The organism is Salinimicrobium catena (assembly GCF_900102915.1).
GTDB classification, from domain to species: domain Bacteria; phylum Bacteroidota; class Bacteroidia; order Flavobacteriales; family Flavobacteriaceae; genus Salinimicrobium; species Salinimicrobium catena.
Genome location: NZ_FNGG01000001.1, coordinates 148,165 through 166,931, shown reverse-complemented (window position 1 = coordinate 166,931; position 18,767 = coordinate 148,165). Strand labels below are relative to the sequence as shown.

General features: G+C 44.3%; 18 protein-coding genes. 5 read left to right on the top strand and 13 right to left on the bottom strand.

Annotation, left to right across the window (positions count from 1 at the left end):
* Nucleotide 1: 1 nt before the first annotated feature.
* Nucleotides 2–1,852, bottom strand: a complete 1,851-nt coding sequence (locus tag BLS64_RS00745) for a 2-oxoacid:acceptor oxidoreductase subunit alpha (RefSeq protein ID WP_218124588.1) — start codon at nucleotides 1,850–1,852, stop codon at nucleotides 2–4.
* 224 nt (nucleotides 1,853–2,076) lie between these two features.
* Here BLS64_RS00745 and BLS64_RS00740 point away from each other — a divergent pair, with 224 nt between their 5' ends.
* The 3 genes from BLS64_RS00740 to BLS64_RS00730 all read left to right on the top strand — a co-directional run bounded on the left by BLS64_RS00740 (nucleotide 2,077) and on the right by BLS64_RS00730 (nucleotide 6,426).
* Nucleotides 2,077–2,427 carry a 4Fe-4S binding protein gene (locus BLS64_RS00740; RefSeq protein WP_093110763.1) on the top strand — a complete coding sequence of 117 codons (351 nt, stop codon included), beginning with the start codon at nucleotides 2,077–2,079 and terminating at the stop codon, nucleotides 2,425–2,427.
* Between the two features lie 24 nt (nucleotides 2,428–2,451).
* The gene (nifJ, locus tag BLS64_RS00735) at nucleotides 2,452–5,979 is read left to right on the top strand and encodes a pyruvate:ferredoxin (flavodoxin) oxidoreductase (RefSeq protein WP_093110761.1); all 3,528 of its coding nucleotides are present in this window, start codon (nucleotides 2,452–2,454) and stop codon (nucleotides 5,977–5,979) included.
* Nucleotides 5,980–6,048: 69 nt separating this feature from the next.
* The gene (locus BLS64_RS00730) at nucleotides 6,049–6,426 is read left to right on the top strand and encodes a HEPN domain-containing protein (protein ID WP_093112201.1); all 378 of its coding nucleotides are present in this window, start codon (nucleotides 6,049–6,051) and stop codon (nucleotides 6,424–6,426) included.
* 141 nt (nucleotides 6,427–6,567) lie between these two features.
* Here the strand turns inward: BLS64_RS00730 and BLS64_RS00725 are convergent, their stop codons facing one another.
* Nucleotides 6,568–6,897, bottom strand: coding sequence for a hypothetical protein (locus BLS64_RS00725; RefSeq protein ID WP_093110759.1), 330 nt, complete (start codon nucleotides 6,895–6,897; stop codon nucleotides 6,568–6,570).
* A gap of 218 nt (nucleotides 6,898–7,115) precedes the next feature.
* Between BLS64_RS00725 and BLS64_RS00720 the strand changes: the two genes are divergently transcribed.
* Together BLS64_RS00720 and hemN are read left to right on the top strand one after the other, a co-directional pair.
* Entirely contained in the window at nucleotides 7,116–8,609 is a 1,494-nt protein-coding gene (locus tag BLS64_RS00720) for a hypothetical protein (RefSeq protein ID WP_093110757.1), read from the top strand.
* Between the two features lie 84 nt (nucleotides 8,610–8,693).
* On the top strand, nucleotides 8,694–10,058 hold the full coding sequence (gene hemN / locus BLS64_RS00715; protein WP_093110755.1) for an oxygen-independent coproporphyrinogen III oxidase: 1,365 nt from the start codon (nucleotides 8,694–8,696) through the stop codon (nucleotides 10,056–10,058).
* Between the two features lie 72 nt (nucleotides 10,059–10,130).
* Here the strand turns inward: hemN and BLS64_RS00710 are convergent, their stop codons facing one another.
* The 11 genes from BLS64_RS00710 to ccoG form a co-directional block, all read right to left on the bottom strand.
* Nucleotides 10,131–10,520, bottom strand: coding sequence for a group III truncated hemoglobin (locus tag BLS64_RS00710; protein WP_093110753.1), 390 nt, complete (start codon nucleotides 10,518–10,520; stop codon nucleotides 10,131–10,133).
* Nucleotides 10,521–10,530: 10 nt separating this feature from the next.
* Nucleotides 10,531–10,821 carry a hypothetical protein gene (locus BLS64_RS00705; protein ID WP_093110751.1) on the bottom strand — a complete coding sequence of 97 codons (291 nt, stop codon included), beginning with the start codon at nucleotides 10,819–10,821 and terminating at the stop codon, nucleotides 10,531–10,533.
* A 126-nt stretch (nucleotides 10,822–10,947) separates the two neighbouring features.
* Nucleotides 10,948–11,544, bottom strand: coding sequence for a Crp/Fnr family transcriptional regulator (locus tag BLS64_RS00700; RefSeq protein WP_093110749.1), 597 nt, complete (start codon nucleotides 11,542–11,544; stop codon nucleotides 10,948–10,950).
* A gap of 4 nt (nucleotides 11,545–11,548) precedes the next feature.
* Nucleotides 11,549–11,848 carry a thioredoxin gene (gene trxA / locus BLS64_RS00695; RefSeq protein ID WP_093110747.1) on the bottom strand — a complete coding sequence of 100 codons (300 nt, stop codon included), beginning with the start codon at nucleotides 11,846–11,848 and terminating at the stop codon, nucleotides 11,549–11,551.
* Nucleotides 11,849–11,937: 89 nt separating this feature from the next.
* Complete coding sequence (locus BLS64_RS00690; protein ID WP_093110745.1) at nucleotides 11,938–13,212, bottom strand: acetyl-CoA hydrolase/transferase family protein; 1,275 nt, start codon at nucleotides 13,210–13,212, stop codon at nucleotides 11,938–11,940.
* A gap of 13 nt (nucleotides 13,213–13,225) precedes the next feature.
* Nucleotides 13,226–13,801 carry a YceI family protein gene (locus BLS64_RS00685; protein ID WP_093110743.1) on the bottom strand — a complete coding sequence of 192 codons (576 nt, stop codon included), beginning with the start codon at nucleotides 13,799–13,801 and terminating at the stop codon, nucleotides 13,226–13,228.
* Between the two features lie 73 nt (nucleotides 13,802–13,874).
* Nucleotides 13,875–15,170, bottom strand: coding sequence for a porin family protein (locus BLS64_RS00680; RefSeq protein ID WP_093110741.1), 1,296 nt, complete (start codon nucleotides 15,168–15,170; stop codon nucleotides 13,875–13,877).
* A 55-nt stretch (nucleotides 15,171–15,225) separates the two neighbouring features.
* Nucleotides 15,226–15,816 carry a YceI family protein gene (locus BLS64_RS00675; protein ID WP_093110739.1) on the bottom strand — a complete coding sequence of 197 codons (591 nt, stop codon included), beginning with the start codon at nucleotides 15,814–15,816 and terminating at the stop codon, nucleotides 15,226–15,228.
* 353 nt (nucleotides 15,817–16,169) lie between these two features.
* Entirely contained in the window at nucleotides 16,170–16,871 is a 702-nt protein-coding gene (locus BLS64_RS00670; RefSeq protein WP_093110737.1) for a sulfite exporter TauE/SafE family protein, read from the bottom strand.
* Entirely contained in the window at nucleotides 16,871–17,317 is a 447-nt protein-coding gene (locus BLS64_RS00665; RefSeq protein ID WP_093110735.1) for a FixH family protein, read from the bottom strand. The genes BLS64_RS00670 and BLS64_RS00665 overlap by 1 nt, the downstream gene beginning before the upstream one ends.
* A gap of 12 nt (nucleotides 17,318–17,329) precedes the next feature.
* On the bottom strand, nucleotides 17,330–18,706 hold the full coding sequence (ccoG, locus tag BLS64_RS00660; protein ID WP_093110733.1) for a cytochrome c oxidase accessory protein CcoG: 1,377 nt from the start codon (nucleotides 18,704–18,706) through the stop codon (nucleotides 17,330–17,332).
* Between the last annotated feature and the right edge of the window lie 61 nt (nucleotides 18,707–18,767).

Sequence of the window (18,767 nt, the reverse complement as noted above, 5' to 3'; positions counted from 1 at the left end):
GTTATTTTACCAGTTGTTTGAATTTTTCGATAAGTTCAGAGTTTGCGAAAGGCAAGCCCTGGATCTTGTTATGCTGAAGGAAGTCCTGGTTGAAGTGCATTCTCAACACATTGACGAACTGTCCGTTGTTAAGTTCGCAGACCACGATCTTTTTGAACTTTTTCAATAGCTCTCCCGTATTCTTCGGAAGCGGATTGATATAGTTGAAGTGTGCAAATCCGATGTTCTTATATCCTTCAGAATTTAACTGCTTCACAGCCGAGTGCAGGGAACCGTAAGTTCCTCCCCAGCCAATGACCAGCAGGTCACCTTCTTCGGCGAATTCCGGAACCACTTCAGGAATGTAATTTTGCACCCTCTTCACTTTTTCTGCGCGGGTGTGGGTCATGATCTCGTGGTTCTCGGGCACGTGAGAAACATCTCCGGTTATTCTGTCTTTTTCAAGACCTCCAACCCTGTGCTCCAGTCCCGGTGTTCCCGGAATGGCCCAATTCCTGGCCAGGGTTTCTTCATCCCTGTCATATGGATGCCAGTTCTCTTTGGCTTCTTTGACAATGTGGTTCTTGATCTCGGGAAGCTCTTCCAGTTTTTTTATTTTCCACGGCGCCGAGCCGTTAGCGATATAACCGTCTGTTAAAAGTACCACCGGAGTCATGTGCTCCAGGGCCAATTTCGCTGCCTGGTAGGCATAGGTGAAACAGTTTGCGGGAGTGCTGGCAGCGAGCACGATAACCGGACTCTCCCCGTTACGGCCGTACATAGCCTGCAGCAGGTCAGATTGTTCGGTCTTGGTGGGCAATCCTGTAGAAGGGCCACCTCGCTGTACGTTTACCACAACCAACGGAAGTTCTATCATCATCGCAAGTCCAAGGGCTTCTCCTTTTAAAGCAAGTCCGGGGCCAGAGGTAGTAGTGATGGCAAGATCTCCGGCAAATGAAGCTCCGATCGCCGAGCTTATGCCCGCGATCTCATCTTCGGCCTGGAAAGCCTTCACTCCAAAATGTTTGTGTTTTACCAGCTCGTGCAAAATATCGGTGGCCGGCGTGATAGGGTATGATCCTAAGAACAATTCCAGGCCAGATTTTTCAGCGGCTGCTAAAAATCCCCATGCGGTAGCAGTATTTCCCATAATGATCCTGTAAGTACCACCTGCCATTTTAGCCGGAGATATACTATAGGAGTTGGGGATCAATTCGATGGTTTCAGCATAAAAGAATCCGGCATTGAGCACCTTGGTATTGGCCTCTATTAAATGAGGCTTGTTCCTGAATTTTTTGTGGAAGAATTCTATGGTATGCTCCGGCGAGCGGTCATACAACCAGTACACCATTCCCAGCGCGAACATGTTCTTGCTGCGGGTAATGCTTTTATTGTCTAATCCTTCAATGTCTTTCAAGGCCTCTTTGGTTAATGAGGTCATCGGCACCTCGACCACGCGGTAGTTTTCGAGGCTGCCATCGTGTAAGGGATTGGTCTCATATTGTGCCTTTTCCAGGTTCTTTTTGGTAAAAGAATCTACATCTACAATAATGGTCTGTCCCGGTTTTACAGCATAAAGGTTGGTCTTGAGCCCGGCAGGGTTCATGGCGACCAGCAGGTCAAGGTTGTCGCCGGGAGTGCTTACCTCTACACTTCCAATATGAACCTGAAATCCTGAAACCCCGTAAAGGCTTCCCTGAGGGGCCCGAATTTCGGATGGATAATTTGGAAAAGTGGCCACATCATTCCCGAACATGGCAGAAGTGTCTGAGAACTGAGTCCCGGTCAACTGCATTCCGTCACCAGAATCGCCCACAAAGCGAATTACCACTGCATCCAGGGATTCGGCTTGATTCATTTTTTCTGTGATCATATTTAAGGTTTTAGAAACCATCAGTATTTACCGATAGCATTGGATCTTCGGGTAAATGTAAAAGGACTCTCAGGTATTAAATATGATGTAGATCATATTGGCTTCGGAATAAGGTTATTAAGAATAATTCTTCATAAAAGAAAATATGATAGCGGTCATGTTAAACCAGGTATGCCTCAAATACTTTTATAGAAAAATTTTACTAATAATTAAAAATTAAGATTATGGCTCTTTTTATAAACGATGAATGCATCAACTGTGATGCCTGTATCTCAGAATGCCCCAACAACGCGATTTATGAACCAGATCAAGAATGGTCATATTCAGACGAAACAACCCTTAGCGGAACAGTGACCACCCCAGGTGGTAAAGAAGTGGATGCCGACGCAGAGAACGAACCGCTTTCGGATGAATTCTACTTCATCGTTGCCGATAAGTGTACCGAATGTAAAGGATTCCATGATGAGCCTCAGTGCATTTCTGTCTGTCCTGTAGATTGTATCCATCCGCGGGAAGATTACCAGGAAACCGAAGCCGAGTTGCTTGAAAAGAAAGAATGGCTTCACGGGGCTTAGTATGTATTCATAAAATGTAAAAAAATGGCTGAAAAATTCCCTAAGCTCATTTGTGATGCCAACGAGGCTGTTGCCAGAGTGGCACATAAAACAAATGAGGTGTGTGCTATTTATCCTATAACGCCGGCTTCTCCCATGGGAGAACATGTGGATGTTTATAGTTCAAAAGGTAAAAAGAACATCTGGAACAACGTTCCCAGAATAGTTGAAATGCAGAGCGAAGGGGGTGCTGCCGGTGCCGTGCACGGTTCATTGCAGGCCGGTGCCCTTACCACCACCTTTACTGCTTCCCAGGGTCTCCTGCTCATGATCCCTAACATGTATAAAATAGCGGGAGAACTTTTACCGAACGTTATTCATGTTGCCGCGCGTACCATTGCGACCCATGCGCTTTCCATTTTTGGAGATCATTCTGATGTCATGGCAGCCCGTCAAACGGGTTATTCCATGTTATTTGGAGGATCGGTGCAGGAAGCGATGGACTTTGCACTGATCTCTCAGGTAGCCACCCTAAGGTCACGAGTTCCTTTCCTGAACATTTTTGACGGCTTCAGAACTTCTCACGAGATCTCTAAAATAGATGCTATCCCAGACGAGATCATCAAGGCCATGATGCCCGAAGAGGAGATCATGAAACACAAAAAACGATCTTTAGATCCGGACAGTCCGGTAATAAGAGGTACTTCACAGAACCCTGATGTTTTCTTCCAGGCTCGTGAGGCTGCCAATCTTCACTACGAGCGGGTACCAAAGATCGTACAGGAGGTGATGGATGAATTTTATCAGCACACCGGCCGTCGTTACAATCTCTTTGATTATGAAGGTCATCCTGAAGCCGAGCGTGTAGTGATCATCATGGGTTCCGGAGAAGGAGCGGTAAGAGAGACAGTAGATACCCTGCTTAATTCAGATGAAAAAGTTGGGGTGCTGATCGTTCGCTTGTTCCGTCCTTTCTCTGTGAAAGACTTTATTGAGGTGCTGCCAAAAACCGTGAAAAAGATCGCTGTTCTTGACCGTACCAAAGAACCGGGAAGTACAGGAGAGCCACTGTACCAGGATGTGATCACCGCTTTTGCTGAAAGCGAAAGGCAAATGCCGCAGATCATTGGCGGGCGTTACGGACTTTCTTCCAAAGAGTTCAACCCGGCCATGGTGAAGGGAATTTTTGACGAGATGCTGAAACCGCAGCCAAAGAACCATTTTACCATTGGTATCAACGATGATGTGACCTTCAAAAGTTTGCTTTACAATCCTGTATTCAAAACTAAAAAATCCACATTCAACTGCCTTTTCTACGGACTGGGTTCAGACGGAACGGTGGGCGCGAACAAGAACTCCATCAAGATCATTGGAGAAACTACCGATAACTATGTACAGGGGTATTTTGTATACGATTCCAAAAAAGCCGGTTCGCAGACCGTATCACACTTGCGATTTGGTCCTAATCCAATATACTCGAGTTACCTGATCAATACAGCCGATTTTATCGCCTGCCATCAGTTCAACTTTATCGAGAAATACGATATCCTCAAAAAGATCAAAAAAGGAGGAACTTTCCTTTTAAACTCTCCTTTCTCAAACGAGGAAGTGTGGGATATGCTTCCGCAGAAAATGCAGGAAGAGATCGTGGAAAACGAGCTGCAGTTCTATGTGGTAGACGCGACCAAAGTTGCCCATGAAGCGAAACTTGGTAAAAGGACCAATACGGTATTGCAAACCTGTTTCTTTGCCATTTCCGGTGTTCTTCCTAAGGATGAGGCTATTCAGAAGATCAAGGATGCGATCGTGAAATCTTACTCTCATAAAGGAGAGAAGATCGTACAGATGAACTTTAACGCTGTGGACAAGTCGCTCGAATACCTTCAAAAAGTGGATTATCCAAAACAGATCACCAGTCAAAAAGGGCTTAAGCCCATGATGACGGGCGAAGCCGATCCTTTTGTGAAAGAAGTTCTTGGTAAGATACTTGCCGGGGAAGGAGATGAACTTCCGGTGAGTGCATTCCCAATTGATGGTACTTTCCCTACTGGTACCACTCAGTATGAAAAACGAGGAATTGCCGATTTCGTTCCGGTATGGGAAGACGAAGATCTTTGTACCCAGTGTAACAAGTGTGTGGCTATTTGTCCGCATGCGGCCATCAGGGCGAAAGTGGTACCTTCCGTAGATATTTCAGACAAACCAGATTCCCTAAAGGCAGTTCCCGCCAAGGGACGGCCGTTCACAGGGGAAGATTCTTATATACTGCAGGTTTCTCCGGAAGATTGTACCGGTTGTGACCTTTGCGTGGCGGTTTGTCCGGCCCAGAGCAAGGAGATCGAGAACTTCAAGGCGATCAACATGCGACCAAAACTGGATGTTGCCGAAGCTGAAAATGCCAACTGGGATTACTTTACTAAACTTCCATATTACGACCGTACAGAGCTGCAGATCACCAATGTGAAAGGATCGCAATTCCTTGAGCCGTTATTCGAATTCTCGGGGGCCTGTTCCGGTTGTGGGGAAACCCCTTATATCAAGATGCTTACCCAGCTTTATGGCGACAGCATCATGATCGCTAACGCTACCGGTTGTTCTTCGATCTATGGAGGTAACCTTCCTACCACTCCATATAAGAAGAATGAATTCGGAAGGGGTCCTGCCTGGGCAAATTCCCTCTTTGAGGACAACGCTGAATTCGGTCTTGGTATGAGACTGGCGCTCACTAAAAAGCAGGAGATCGCTGTTGACCTGTTGAAATCGCTCGAGCCTTTCGTAGGATCGCAATTGGTGCAGGCTATACTGAATAATCCTGAAGAGACCGAAGTTCAGAAGAAAGAAAAACATACTCAGATAGAGGATTTAAAGACCATACTTTCAAGCATCGATACGCCCGAAGCTAAAAAGCTTAATCAGTTAACAGAGTACCTGCGCAAAAAGGCAGTCTGGATACTGGGAGGAGACGGCTGGGCCTATGATATTGGTTACGGTGGTGTGGACCATGTTCTCGCTTCAGGCGAAGACATCAATATCCTGGTAATGGACACCGAAGTATATTCCAACACCGGAGGTCAGATGTCTAAAGCCACTCCATTGGGAGCAAGTGCCAAGTTTGCGGTTTCCGGAAAGAAAACCTCTAAGAAGAGCCTCGCTTTACAGGCAGTTTCCTATCAGAACGTTTATGTGGCCCAGGTGGCGATAGGAGCCAAAGACCTGCAGACGCTAAAGGCCATTGAAGAAGCGACCGCCTATCCGGGACCTTCAATAATTATCGCTTACTCTCACTGCGGGGAGCATGGTTACGAGCTGAAACACGGGGCAAAACAGCAGGAAAAAGCTGTGGAGACCGGTTACTGGCCGCTGTTCAGGTTTGATCCTTCCAAGGAAAAAGGAAAACGTTTCAAACTTGATTCCAAGCCGCCTGCAGCACCGCTTCAGGAGTTCATGTACAACGAGACCCGCTTTACCCGGGTAGCCAAAGAGAATGCAGAGTTGGGTGCCAACCTGTTGAAACAGGCCCAGGAAGAAGTGGATTCCAAGTGGGAGCGATTAGAACTTTACAGAGACATGTAAAAATTCCTTTCGGGCACAGGTGAACATCCTGTGCCGGGAAGGATCCCGTTAAACCTAAAAAATCAAAGCATGGAAAACAAAGCGATCAGATTATTCAGTGAAGCTATAAAAAAGCTTCAGGAGGCCGATAGTGAACTGTGCAGACCAGAGGAGGACGTGGTTTCTTACCTGGTATGCAAGAATTCCCAGTTTGCTATAGAAAATTTCCTTAAAGGATATCTTCTTAACAAAGGAATTGACCCGCAGGACTATGAAAGCATCAATAGCCTGTATGAACAATGTGTAGCCATAAACCCAAAGTTCAAAGACCTGGACCTTTCTGGATTTACCTGTAAAACTCATGCCCTGGATTCCAGGTCGTGCAGTGGTGCCGAAAAAGTGAGCAAATGTTATGAGATAGCAGGAAACCTTGATGCCTTTTTACGTAAGGAGCAATACCTGAATTAAGAAATTGACGTTTTCCCTGCTGCGACTGATTTAAATAACATAACTAAACCAAAAGCTCCGGATACATTCCGGAGCTTTCTTTTTTGAGCATAAAAATACCCCGAAGTTCGGGGTATTATGGGATAACCACTGACGCTTTTACTACGCTACTCTGGAAAAGCTGTAATAGTTCAATGCACTTTGATAAAAATTCAGGCTTCTTTTATCCTTTTTGATGCATGAAGTAAGGAACCTTTCCAGGTCAAGACATTCAAAGCTCACAGAGGTGTATTCTTTGTCAGAAACCGGAATTTCGGCTTTGATCACTTTATTTAAATAATCGATCTCTACATTCCTTGCCTGGAAATACATTTTAATGATCCCCTTGTGAAGGGAATTATAAACTGTATTAGAACCACTGCAGTCGGTGCAACTGTTGTGAATAAAGTTCTTAAAATTTTCCAGGATCTCGGCGGGTTGAAATGTTGTCATGAGGTTATGTTATAAGGTTCAATTTTTCTTATTGTATGGCCTAAATTAAGCCTTAGCTTGTTAAGAATGTTCTAATGAAATGTTTATTAGTATACTATTAACAAGTAAATCAGGGGTTTGTGAAAATATTAGGAGAATTGTGGGAATCTGATTAAAATTAAATTCAGAGATTTAACAGGGACGCTTTGTGTTCAATACTGAATTAAGAAAGGAGATCGATGCGAAAAAAGACCATTTTTATAATTGCCGGCAGTGTGCTGGGACTGCTATTACTGATCATTTTGGGAGGGTTCTATTTTTCCGGAAAGATTAAGGACAGGATAGGTAAAGCTGTACAGGATTATGAGGAAATAGATGTAGACCTTTTTCAGCAAAACATCCATGTGAAGCGGGTGCAAATGGAGCAGGGGCAAGGTACTCTTTCGGCTGCCGAAGTTTCTGTGCTGGGTATCAGTTACTGGAAATATCTCACAGAAGGTAGCCTGGTAATGGACCAAATTGTAGTGCGCTCTCCTGAGATCATCATAAACCGGAAAAAGGAAAAACAGCAGGACAGCGGCAAAGCTTTTAAAAAGGAAATACTTATCCGGGATTTCCAGGCAACAGACGGTACTTTCAGGCTGCAGAACAAAGACTCGACCGGCAATGCGATTTTTTTCAGTTTTCCGGAGCTAAAATTATCACAGATAAAAATAGACTCAGCAAGCAGAGGCAACATGCTGCCCTTCAAATATGAAAGCTACTCCTTAAAAAGCGATTCCCTGGCGGTGAGCATGAATCCGCAACACTTTATTGCTGCGGAAGAATTTTCAGTTCAGAACGGAAAGACCTCTATAAGCAACTTCAGAATAATCCCTTACTATGAGAGAGATGAGTTTGACCGCCAGATCCCGTATGAAAAAGATCGCATTGCCCTAACGGTAAACCAGATCACGCTTGACACTTTAGACTTCAACTTCAAAAATGATACCCTGCACCTTTATGACCCGTTGCTAAACGTTACGGGAGCAGACCTGGATATTTACCGCAACAAGCTTCTTCCTGATGATGAACGCACTAAAACCCTGTTCAGCCAAAAGATCAGGAATTCGCCGGTAAAATTCGATTTTGAAAAGATACAGGTAAACAACAGTAAGATTCGTTACGAGGAGAAATTGAATGAAACCGGTCCTCCTGTAAAGGTGTTTTTTACCGGGATTGAAGGCTCAGTGCAGGATCTCCAAAATATAAACCTCAATACTGAAGATTTTCCCCGGACAACTGTAGATGCCAGTGCCCTGTTTATGGGCGAGACCAGCCTTACCCTGGACTGGTCCTTCAATGTATCCAATCCCAATGAAAAATTCCTGATTTCCGGGGAATTTGGCACTGTTCCCGGGGAACTACTGAATCCTATGCTGAAACCTTCCCTTGGAATGGAAGCTGAAGGCAAGCTGCAGTCGGTTTATTTTACCTTTACCGGAAATGAAGAGATGGCTACCGGCGATGTTCGGGTGAGTTATGACCGGTTCAAGATCAATATAATGAAAGACCAGGGACGAAAGGAGAACAAACTGCTCTCTGCCCTGGCAAATTTATTCGTCGATAATGACGGGCTTTCTGAACAGCGCACCCACAGCGTGGAATTCACCAGGGATAAAACCAAATCGTTCTGGAATTATGTCTGGAAAGGATTGAAAAAAGGTGTTATTGACGCATTGGGTCAGTTGTAATCTTTCCGAAGAAGCCTGCCTACCTGATTGGAATCATATTTTAGGACCAATTCATCCCATAATTTTGCTCACAAACTATTAGGAATGAGCAATTTTTTAATTAACAAGTACAATGTGGCCGGGCCAAGATACACCAGTTATCCTACCGTGCCGTATTGGGATCAGGGAAACTTTAGTATTGAGGAGTACAAAAAGACCCTGAAAAGATCATTTTTGGAGAGCAATGAAAGTGAGGGGATAAGCCTGTATTTTCACCTGCCCTTCTGCGAAAGCCTGTGTACCTTTTGCGGATGCAACAAACGAATCACCAAACGCCATGAGGTAGAATCGCCCTACATCGCGGCAGTACTGGAAGAATGGGACCTTTACCTGGAGCTTTTGGAAGACAGACCAGTAATAAGGGAGATCCACCTGGGCGGGGGAACCCCCACTTTCTTTTCTGCGGAAAACCTCAAACTTTTGCTTAACGGGATCTTTGAAAAAGCCATTAAGGCCGAAGAATTTGACTTCAGTTTTGAAGGTCATCCCAACAATACCAAAAAAGAGCATTTACAGGCATTGTATGAGCTTGGTTTTGACCGGGTGAGCTATGGGGTGCAGGACTACAATTTGGTGGTGCAGCAGGCCATTCATCGTTTTCAGCCATTTGTGAACGTAAAGAATGCCACCGAGCAGGCCAGGGAGATCGGATATACTTCGGTGGGACATGATATCATCTTCGGGCTGCCATTTCAGACGGTAGAGCATATCAAAAGCACCATTGAAAAGACCAAGGAGCTAATGCCGGACAGGATCGCTTTCTACAGTTACGCTCATGTTCCGTGGATAAAAGGGAACGGACAGCGCGGCTTTAAAGAAGAGGACCTGCCAACGGCCGATGTAAAACGGGAAATGTACGAGACGGGGAAAAGAATGCTGGCCGAAGCCGGTTACGTGGAAATAGGAATGGACCATTTCGCGCTGAAAACAGATTCTCTTTACAGGGCGGTTGAAAATAAAAAGATGCACCGCAACTTTATGGGTTACACCTCATCCAAGACAAAAGTGATGATAGGGTTGGGGGTTTCGGCCATTAGTGACAGCTGGACTGGTTTCGCGCAAAATGTAAAGACCATAGAAGAATATTACGAGATCCTGGAGAAGGGAGAACTTCCGCTTTACAGGGGCCATATTCTTACAGAAGAAGATGAAAAGCTGAGAAGGCACATTCTTAACCTGATGTGTAATCTGGAAACTTCCTGGAGCGATGAGAAAGATCACTTTCCGGAATTACCTGATGTCCTCATCCGCCTGAAAGAAATGGAAGCAGACGGCCTAATTACATTTGAGAACGAAAAACTTACCATAAAAGAGGAGGGGAGGCCATTCGTACGCAATGTGTGTATGGCTTTTGACCTCTTATTGCAAAGAAGCAAGCCGGAAACTCAACTCTTCTCAATGACGGTATAGAGGGGTTGGCGATTTCCCAACAAAAAAACCGAAGGGCAGCCTTCGGTTTTTTTATTTATAGAGGTTGAAAGATCAGCCTTTAGAGCGGCTTAAATACATATTCATGAACAGGTTTCCTGCCATATTCCGGGCACGGTTCTTCGCGATGTTCGCCCTGTCGCCCTCAAAAAGTTCATCAATGGTCTCAAACCACATGTTTAGCCATACTCCAAAATGTCTTTGTTCAATGCTGTTGTTGAACCTGGTATCCACTTCCTTATGCGCCCGCATGGGATTGCCTCGGAATTTGCTCACCATGAACAGGTTGGTTTCCCAGAAGTCGGTAAGTTTTTCCAAATGTGAGGGCCAATCTTCAATGGTCTCATTGAAGAAGTGGCTGATCTCCGGATTTGCCCTTACTTTGGAATAAAAAGAAGAAACAAGGAGGAAAACATCCTCCCTGTTCATTATATCGGTTTTCATTTGAGTGCTTTTAGTAACGCATCCACACGTTCACAAGAAGAAGGACGCTGCTTACAACCAGGCTCAAAATTAAGGTATTAAAAACAAATTTCGCTTTCATTTGGGCGAGAACTGTAACCATGTAGATCATGCACACTGCCACCACAACAAATAATTGTATCATCTGGAGGAGGTCATGACCGTTCATCAAGATCACCATGGCCGATGCGGCTCCTAAACAGGTAGAAAGGATGATGGCCAAAGCCGAATATCCCACGAATAATTCCTCAAAATCTTTGTATAAATTGTTGTAAAGTCTCATAACTTGCTCGTTTTTTAGTTATGGTACAAATCTAAAGGGAGAGCCTGTGGGAGAATATGACCTGAATCATAAAAGCAGACATTTGTGTCTGCTTTATATTTTTTAAAGTATTAAGCTTCAGGAGTTTTATCTGTAAAGCTTGCGTTTTTTGATCTGTACCTCGCCTTTTTTCTCAAGAGATTTGGTGGCTCTTATCACTGTTTCCACCCTAAGGCCGGTAAGGTCGGCGAGTTGTTGGCGGGTGAGATCTACCCTGTACGCAAATTTACCTTCGACTTTGTGCACATATTTCTTGAGGTAATCGAGAATTCGTAGAATGCGGTGTTCGGGTTCCTGGCTGGAGATCTCAGAGACCATAATAGCTTTATAAAATAACCTTTTTGCCAGGGTTTCGGTGATCTTTAAGTGTACCGCGGGATTGGAGGTCAAAAGTTTTAAGAAGTTCTCTTTTGACAGCTGGAGAACTTCAGCATCTGAAATCGCTTCTGCATTCGCCGGATACTTTACGTTGGCCAGGAGCGGAGGTTCGCCAAAACTCTGGCCCATGGCAAAAATTCCCTGGATGAATTCCTTGCCGTCTTCATTGTAGTTGTTCATTTTGATCTCTCCGGAAACCACCTGGTAAAAGTTCAGCGCGCTTTCCCCTTCCCTGAAGAGCTGGTCGCCCTTTGAAAAGGATATTTTTTTTGCTCCGAAGTCGAGCAGGAGGTTTTCGTCGATCATAGAACTATTGGTGCGATCTTAACAACTGCACCAGTGCAGATTTCTGAACAACGCCAGACTGTCTCCAAAGTTGTTGTCCGTTCTTGAAAAGGATCAGGGTAGGCACGCCGCGAACCTGGTATTTCTCGGAAAGTTCCTGGTTCTTGTCCACATCTATCTTTACGATCTTTACATCATCACCCAATTCTGCTTTGGTTTCCTGAAGAATTGGCGCCAGCGTCTTGCAGGGCCCGCACCAGTCTGCATAGAAATCTACCAAAACGGGTTTGTCGTCCTTGATGATCTCATTAAAACTACTTTTCATAACTGCTGATTTAATACAGGATTTAAAGTTAAAAATTTTGAATGAAAATCGCTTCCGGAAAAACCGGTTTTAGGACATCTTTATGCCGGTTAGCGTGTCTTGTTGATCCTGGAAAAGGCTTCTTTTTCCAGCTGTTCCCTGTGCTCCGGATGTGCGATGGATATAAGCGCCTGTGCGCGTTGTTTAAGGTTTTTGCCATAAAGGTTCACCACGCCATATTCTGTGGCTATATAATGCACGTGAGCGCGTGTAGTGGTCACTCCGGCACCTTCTTTAAGGTAAGGAACGATCTTCGAGATCCCTTTACTGGTGATGGAAGGCATGGCAATAATGGCCTTTCCGCCTTCAGAAAGAGAAGCACCTCGTATAAAATCCATTTGTCCGCCTACTCCGGAATACTGGTAATTCCCGATAGTATCAGCACACACCTGTCCCGTAAGGTCTATTTCAATGGCACTGTTAATGGCTGTGACCTTTGGGTTCTGCCGAATAATGGCCGTATCATTTGTATATCCTGCTTCCTTGAAATGGATAAGCGGGTTGTCATCTATAAAATCGTAAAGCTTCTGCGAGCCCAGGGCAAAGCAGGTAACGATCTTTCCGGTCTTGATCTCTTTTTCCTCTCCGGTAATAATACCTTTTTCTACCAGCGGCAAGATCCCATCAGAGAACATTTCGGTGTGAATTCCCAGACGCTTGTGGTTCATAAGGTTGGAAAGCACCACATTTGGTATTCCGCCTATACCCATTTGCAGGGTGGCACCGTCTTCTATCAATCCCGCTACATGTTTCCCTATCTGTTGCTCAATTTCTGAAGGAGCTTCCATATCATGCGTATGGATAGGAGTGTCTACCTGGGTAGCGGCAAATATCTTGCTGATGTGGATGATTCCGTCCCCGTGGGTCCTTGGTACCTGCGGATTGATCTGCGCGATCACCTTTTTCGCGGTTTGAATGGCCGGCAAAGTTATGTCTACAGAAACTCCAAGAGAACAGTACCCATGCTTGTCTGGCGGGGATACCTGTATGAAAGCCACATCCAATGGCAGAATGTTCTTCCTGAACAACAGGTGGATCTCGCTAAGAAAGATGGGGATATAAGCGCCATAACTGGAGTTGATCGCATCCCGCACATTTCCTGAGGCAAAACAACTGTTGGTGCGAAAGGAATTCCTGTAAGGCTCCTCTGTATACTTGGCTTTTCCTTCAGTGTGTATCTGAAACAGTTCTACGTCTTCAAGTTCTTCATACCGGTCCGTCAGGGCATTTATGAGAACCTTCGGGGTCATGGCGGCTCCCTGAAAAAATACTCTGTCACCCGACTTTACATGCGAAACTGCTTCTGCAGCTGAAACGATCTCCATTTTTTTCTCTTCTTTATTTTTTAACCTTCAGATCAAAATTGATCTCTATGTCATCTTTTACCACAATAATACCGAACAATTTCTTGGGAGGTTCCAGGCCGAAGTCTTTTATGTTCAACTCCAGTTCTCCCTGGAATTCGGCAATTTTACCATCTTTAATATTGATAGGAACCTCGTAGTACTTCTGTTTTCCTGCCATGGTAATGCAGATGGTAGCAACACCAAATTCAGAAGTTCTAAGCCTTACCTGGTTTATTTCTAAATGGATCTCGGGGTACTCATCAGATTTAATGAGATCATGAAAATCCTGATTGATCCCTTTATTTCCGCAGTCAAAACCCTGGGTATTGAGAACGAGAATGGCTCCCGTGAATTTCATTATTGAATCTCTCCTGGAATAATAGACCTTTTTCCCTTCGTTCAAATATTCTGTGTCAAAGACACACTCGAATTTATTGATGTTGGTATCTCCGTTGATGGAGAGCTGACTTGTGGGCAGTACTGTTACCTTTTTTTCATGAAAGTTGTTTTGGGCATGGACCAATGCACCTGAAAGCAGTAACAGAGCGATTAGCATTAACTTTTTCATAGGAGTATAAATTTAGGTAAAAAAAATGGGGGAACCCTGTTCCCCCATTTTCGGGCTAAGTTCAAACGAAATCTTAGAAGCTTATTGCCGCCTCAAGCGTAATTCCGTTGAAGTTTCCTCCATTAAGCACGTTTCCTACAGGGTAATCGTTGTAATCCTGAGTAACATACTCTAATTTAGCAAGGATGTTTTTGGTCATGAACCAACCGGCACCTAGCTGGAAGCGGTTTACGCTGATATCGGTAGTGCTGTCAAGTTCTCCGTCTACAGTGCTGTAACGACCTCCTAGGTAGAAATCTTCTTCGGCACCAAATCTGTAGATAAGTTCACCTGCATAGTGGTTGTAAGTTCTGGTGTCGTTATCGTCTTTGTTCTGACCAGAGATGGTTTCAATGATTCCGAAGAATTCAAGTCCACCGTACTTGATGAATGGGTTGATCATGAAAGAGGTCATTTCATTCTTGAAAGATGGGCTGATACGTCCAGCTCTGAAATCTCCACCTTCTTCGTTCATTACGTTGTAGTAGCGAGTACCTGCACGGTCACCAGTGTAAAGGTAGTTACCACGTCCGTAGTTATGTCCGCTGTAGAAAAGAGATCCTGTTAATCTGAATCTGAAATCATCAGAGAACTGGTTGTCATATCCAAGTTTTGCAAGGAATGAAGGATCGGTTTCTCCGTCACCAGAAGTAGACTGGTTCAATTTACCGTTTGTGAATCCAACCATACCTAACCATGGTCCGTTGAACATGTACACTTCTGCACCAACTTCTGTAGTAAAGCTGTCCATTAGGTAGTTACCTACGAATGGGTTGTAAAGAGCCATCGCGTTGTCAGTTCTTCTAAAGTGAGCATCACCGTAGTTGTTCTCCATGTGTCCGATACGAATTCTCATGTGATCCATAAGTCCGGCAGCAAATCCTTCGCTGATGAAGTCAAGCTTGTCTATCTGGATGTAACCTCCTTTTACGTAAGCTTCAGTGTGGTGTTGAGAAGAAAGATAAGTTCTCAAGTGCATTCTTACACCGTCATAAAGCAATACATCAAGGTCAAGGTTTGCAGTTGGAAGGTTAAAGTTTCCTTCAAGGTCTGGAAGTGCAATAGCGTCACTTTCTTGATCTAAAGACTGGAACTGGATAGTTGAAGCCCCACCAATTCTCACCTGTACACCGTCAAAAGAAGTTTCAGTGTCTTTTGTAGGTTCGAATTCGTTGATCCCTCTTTGATCGGGAGCTCTAAAGTTAGGAAGTTCTCTGTCCCAAATGGTTTTGGTTTGTTCTTCTTCTTGTACTTCTACCTCTTGTGCCTGAACCTGGAAGCCCATGGCCATCAAAAGTGCGATTCCGGAATATTTAATTAAGTTTTTCATTTTGTTAATGGTAAAAAGTTGATAGTTAAATTGTTTCTCTGTTTTTGTTCATGAATTATTTTGAATAAGCCGCTTGAAATTTGATGTTGACTTCCTCTCCGGTAGTAATTGTTCCAAACATGGCTGTTGGAGGGTCTACTTTATAGTCGGTCATGTTGATTTTCTTGCTTCCGCTAAGGGTGATCTGGTTCCCGTTCACTTTTGCATCAAAGGTGATGTCTACAAGTTTCCTGGTCCCTGCTATGGTAAGGTATCCGCTGGTTGTCACTTTGCAAGAAGAACTTGAAGTACAGTCAATGTTGTTTACCTTTTCCAGTTTATAAGTGATCTTTTTGTGATCATCTGTGTTTAAAGCTTTATACGCGTTCTTGTCCATTCCGCCTTTACCGCTTTTAAGACTTTCGGCAACTACTGCAAAATCCAGTTGATCGATCTTCACCAATTGCCCGTCTTCCATCTCTACCTTCATAGTCCCCTGGAAATCCTTTGCGGTCATTTCCCAATCGTGGATGTTTGAAGTACCTTCTACTTTTAAATTAGAAGCTCCGCTGTTAAGATTATAAGATTGAGCCGCGATGGTATTGGCTGAAAAAATCATTACAAGAAAGCTTCCAAGTACTAACCAAAAGTTTTTTGTTGTGTTCATGATTACTGTTTTTTATTTGATACAAAGTTGGCTCATAAATGCAGGTTTAAGTATGACCGCGGTCAGGTTTCCTTCAGAATTTTGCGGGGGTTTTTAGTTACTTTTAAGATTTTTTTCACAAACCTGTAACGGCCCGTAAATAAAGGGTTTAGGGATTTTGAGAGGAGGCGGAAACTTCAAAAGCATGATTATTCTCATGTTTTCAGAGCATCATGGATTCCAAATTTTCTATTTTCCAAGCTTTTACAGCTAAGGATTTTAGAGAAATTTTAGGATGTCAAACCTTAAACCTGCTGGTAATCAGGACAAAAACATCCAAATTAAAATATTTTCTGAATAAATAAAAGAGAAAATTAATGGCAGGAAGCTGAGGCTGAAACCATTTCGGTAACCGGGGCAGGAGAGAGGTAAGGAATGTTCAGCCCCATTCCGCGAATGATGAACAGCATCCCTACTATAACAACGAAAACAGGAATGGCCTTCTGAACCTTTCTTTTCATTATCCCGCTCAACATCCCGCTGAAGTAGACCGCGGAGGTCATTAAGGGAATAGTGCCCGCGCCAAAAAGGATCATGTACAGGCTTCCCTCTAAAATGGTGCCCGAGGCGATGGCTCCAAAAGCCGCCATATACACCAGGCCGCAGGGAAGAAACCCGTTGAGGAAACCAATGGTGAAAAAAGTATCTGCCGTTCTCTTTTTCAAGGCAGCGCCAAGTGAAGTTTTTACCTTTCCTATTATCTTATATATAGGACGTGAAAAATTATATTTTCCAAAGGTTTTGGAAGGAATGACGATCACCGCGATCATAAGAACTCCGGCGGCGATCGAAAGTTGTTGCTGAAACCCGAAAAAGTTAAGGCTTTTTCCCAGCATTCCAAATGCCAGCCCTATTAGGCCGTAGGCCATTAACCGCCCGGTGTGGTAAAACAGGATCTGCAGGAATTTTTTAGCAGAGTTGTCCCTGCTCACCGGCAGCATAAAAGCTATAGGCCCGCACATGCCGACGCAATGGAAGCTTCCCAGTACACCGAATATGAGGGCCGATAATAGCATTAGTAATTGATCTCTTCTTTATAGAAATAAGCTTCATTGCCTGCCGTCCAGTCAATGAGGATGTTCCAGCGGCCGCCCACCAAGCGGTTATCAGGTACGAGCAATTGATGAGAGGACAATGAAAGAGGAAACTCACTGTCCAGTTGCTTGTTTGACGGCCGGTAAAGGAACATTTTACCTTTTATTTGTGAAGGGTCCAGTTCTTCAGGAAAATGAACTATAAGCCCTTCAGATGATTTTTCGATCTTGATATTTTCTGAAAGATGTTGGGCGTTAGATTCTTTATTCAGCTGCTGCTGGAACTCCAACTCTGTCTTATAATATTCTTCGGTCACCAGGTCATGACTGTAAGCCTTATCTGTGCTCATGGTGATCACCAGGAAAAGGATAAAGCTCACAAAACCTATTATTGCCAAGACGATGCCTGCACCCCAATTTATTTTCATCTCAATATTTTTTTATCTGAAACTTCGCGGCCCCATAAAATTGGTGCTGGTGGTTTCTATCAATTCGTTATCGCTGTAAATTCCAATTTCCACATTGCTCTTTTCGGCATCGAGCAGCGCCTTATTGATCTCTATGAACAAGGTACCCTCTGCGAGCCCTTTTTCGGGGACCATTATATTTTGATGGGTTACCGATTCAATTTTTCCTTCATGGGAAAGCAACCTGAAACTCACGTTTTCAAAACTTCCCGTTGTTTTATTGATCAGCTTGAAAGTATACACGTTGCTGATCATATTATTTTCCTTGGCCTCATATAACTGGCCCGGCAGCCTGAGTATGGTGGCCTCCACATCATTCCGCAGAAACAGCATGCCTGAAAGTATTCCCACCAGCACAAAAAGTATGGCGGCATAACCTTTCATCCTGGGAGTGAAGGTGAATTTTCTCTCATTCTCAATATCTTCTTCGGAATAGTACCCGATCAACCCTTTTGGCAGATCTACTTTTTCCATCATGGCGTCACAAGCGTCGATGCAGGCCGTACAATTGATACACTCCAGCTGCGTCCCGTTCCTGATGTCAATTCCCGTAGGGCATACCTGCACACACTGGGAGCAGTCTATACAATCCCCTTTCCCAAGGTCTGCACGGTTCTCATTCTTCTTGAACTTTGATCTTCCCAGTTGCCTCTCGCCCCGCTTATGGTTATAGGCCACCACGACAGATCTATTATCTAACAGCACACTTTGCAGCCTTCCGTAAGGACAGGCAATGGTGCACACCTGTTCCCGGAACCAGGCAAAAATGAAATAGAAGACCCCGGTGAAGATCATGAGTGCCGTGAAGGTGCTCAGGTTCTCAATGGGTCCCGCGGTAATGTACTGCAGCAGCCTGTCACTGCCTACCAGGTAAGCCAGAAATACATTGGCAATGCCAAAGGAGATCAGAAAGAAGATGAACCATTTGATGCCTTTTTTCCTGATCTTGTCTGCATTCCATTCCTGCTTGTCCAGCCTCATCTGGGCACCGCGGTCTCCTTCAATCCAGTACTCTACTTTTCTAAAGACCATTTCCATAAAAATAGTCTGGGGGCAGATCCATCCGCAGAAGATCCTTCCGTAGGCATTGGTGAAGAGGGTCACGAAAAGCACCCCAATGATCATGGCGGTGACGCCTATATAAAAATCCTGGGGCCAGAACGGAAATCCGAAAATGTAGAATTCGCGCCCCAGGACATTGAACATCATGAATTGGTTGCCGTTTACTCTAATGAACGGCGAAGCAATAAGAAAAATGAGCAGGAACCAGGTAAACCAGGTGCGGTATTTGTAAAAGTTGCCCGCCGGTTTTTTAGGATATACCCATGCCCGCTTTCCTTCATCGTTCATGGTGCCTATTCTGTCCCGGTAACTTACGCTCTTGTTGCTCACTTTTCTTCTATTCTCTAAT

Bases quoted from the DNA above. Each gene is read 5' to 3' on its own strand.
- BLS64_RS00745 (WP_218124588.1), bottom strand. From the start codon at position 1,852: ATGATCACAGAAAAAATGAATCAAGCCGAATCCCTGGATGCAGTGGTA.
- BLS64_RS00740 (WP_093110763.1), top strand. From the start codon at position 2,077: ATGGCTCTTTTTATAAACGATGAATGCATCAACTGTGATGCCTGTATC.
- nifJ (WP_093110761.1), top strand. From the start codon at position 2,452: ATGGCTGAAAAATTCCCTAAGCTCATTTGTGATGCCAACGAGGCTGTT.
- BLS64_RS00730 (WP_093112201.1), top strand. From the start codon at position 6,049: ATGGAAAACAAAGCGATCAGATTATTCAGTGAAGCTATAAAAAAGCTT.
- BLS64_RS00725 (WP_093110759.1), bottom strand. From the start codon at position 6,897: ATGACAACATTTCAACCCGCCGAGATCCTGGAAAATTTTAAGAACTTT.
- BLS64_RS00720 (WP_093110757.1), top strand. From the start codon at position 7,116: ATGCGAAAAAAGACCATTTTTATAATTGCCGGCAGTGTGCTGGGACTG.
- hemN (WP_093110755.1), top strand. From the start codon at position 8,694: ATGAGCAATTTTTTAATTAACAAGTACAATGTGGCCGGGCCAAGATAC.
- BLS64_RS00710 (WP_093110753.1), bottom strand. From the start codon at position 10,520: ATGAAAACCGATATAATGAACAGGGAGGATGTTTTCCTCCTTGTTTCT.
- BLS64_RS00705 (WP_093110751.1), bottom strand. From the start codon at position 10,821: ATGAGACTTTACAACAATTTATACAAAGATTTTGAGGAATTATTCGTG.
- BLS64_RS00700 (WP_093110749.1), bottom strand. From the start codon at position 11,544: ATGATCGACGAAAACCTCCTGCTCGACTTCGGAGCAAAAAAAATATCC.
- trxA (WP_093110747.1), bottom strand. From the start codon at position 11,848: ATGAAAAGTAGTTTTAATGAGATCATCAAGGACGACAAACCCGTTTTG.
- BLS64_RS00690 (WP_093110745.1), bottom strand. From the start codon at position 13,212: ATGGAGATCGTTTCAGCTGCAGAAGCAGTTTCGCATGTAAAGTCGGGT.
- BLS64_RS00685 (WP_093110743.1), bottom strand. From the start codon at position 13,801: ATGAAAAAGTTAATGCTAATCGCTCTGTTACTGCTTTCAGGTGCATTG.
- BLS64_RS00680 (WP_093110741.1), bottom strand. From the start codon at position 15,170: ATGAAAAACTTAATTAAATATTCCGGAATCGCACTTTTGATGGCCATG.
- BLS64_RS00675 (WP_093110739.1), bottom strand. From the start codon at position 15,816: ATGAACACAACAAAAAACTTTTGGTTAGTACTTGGAAGCTTTCTTGTA.
- BLS64_RS00670 (WP_093110737.1), bottom strand. From the start codon at position 16,871: ATGCTATTATCGGCCCTCATATTCGGTGTACTGGGAAGCTTCCATTGC.
- BLS64_RS00665 (WP_093110735.1), bottom strand. From the start codon at position 17,317: ATGAAAATAAATTGGGGTGCAGGCATCGTCTTGGCAATAATAGGTTTT.
- ccoG (WP_093110733.1), bottom strand. From the start codon at position 18,706: ATGAACGATGAAGGAAAGCGGGCATGGGTATATCCTAAAAAACCGGCG.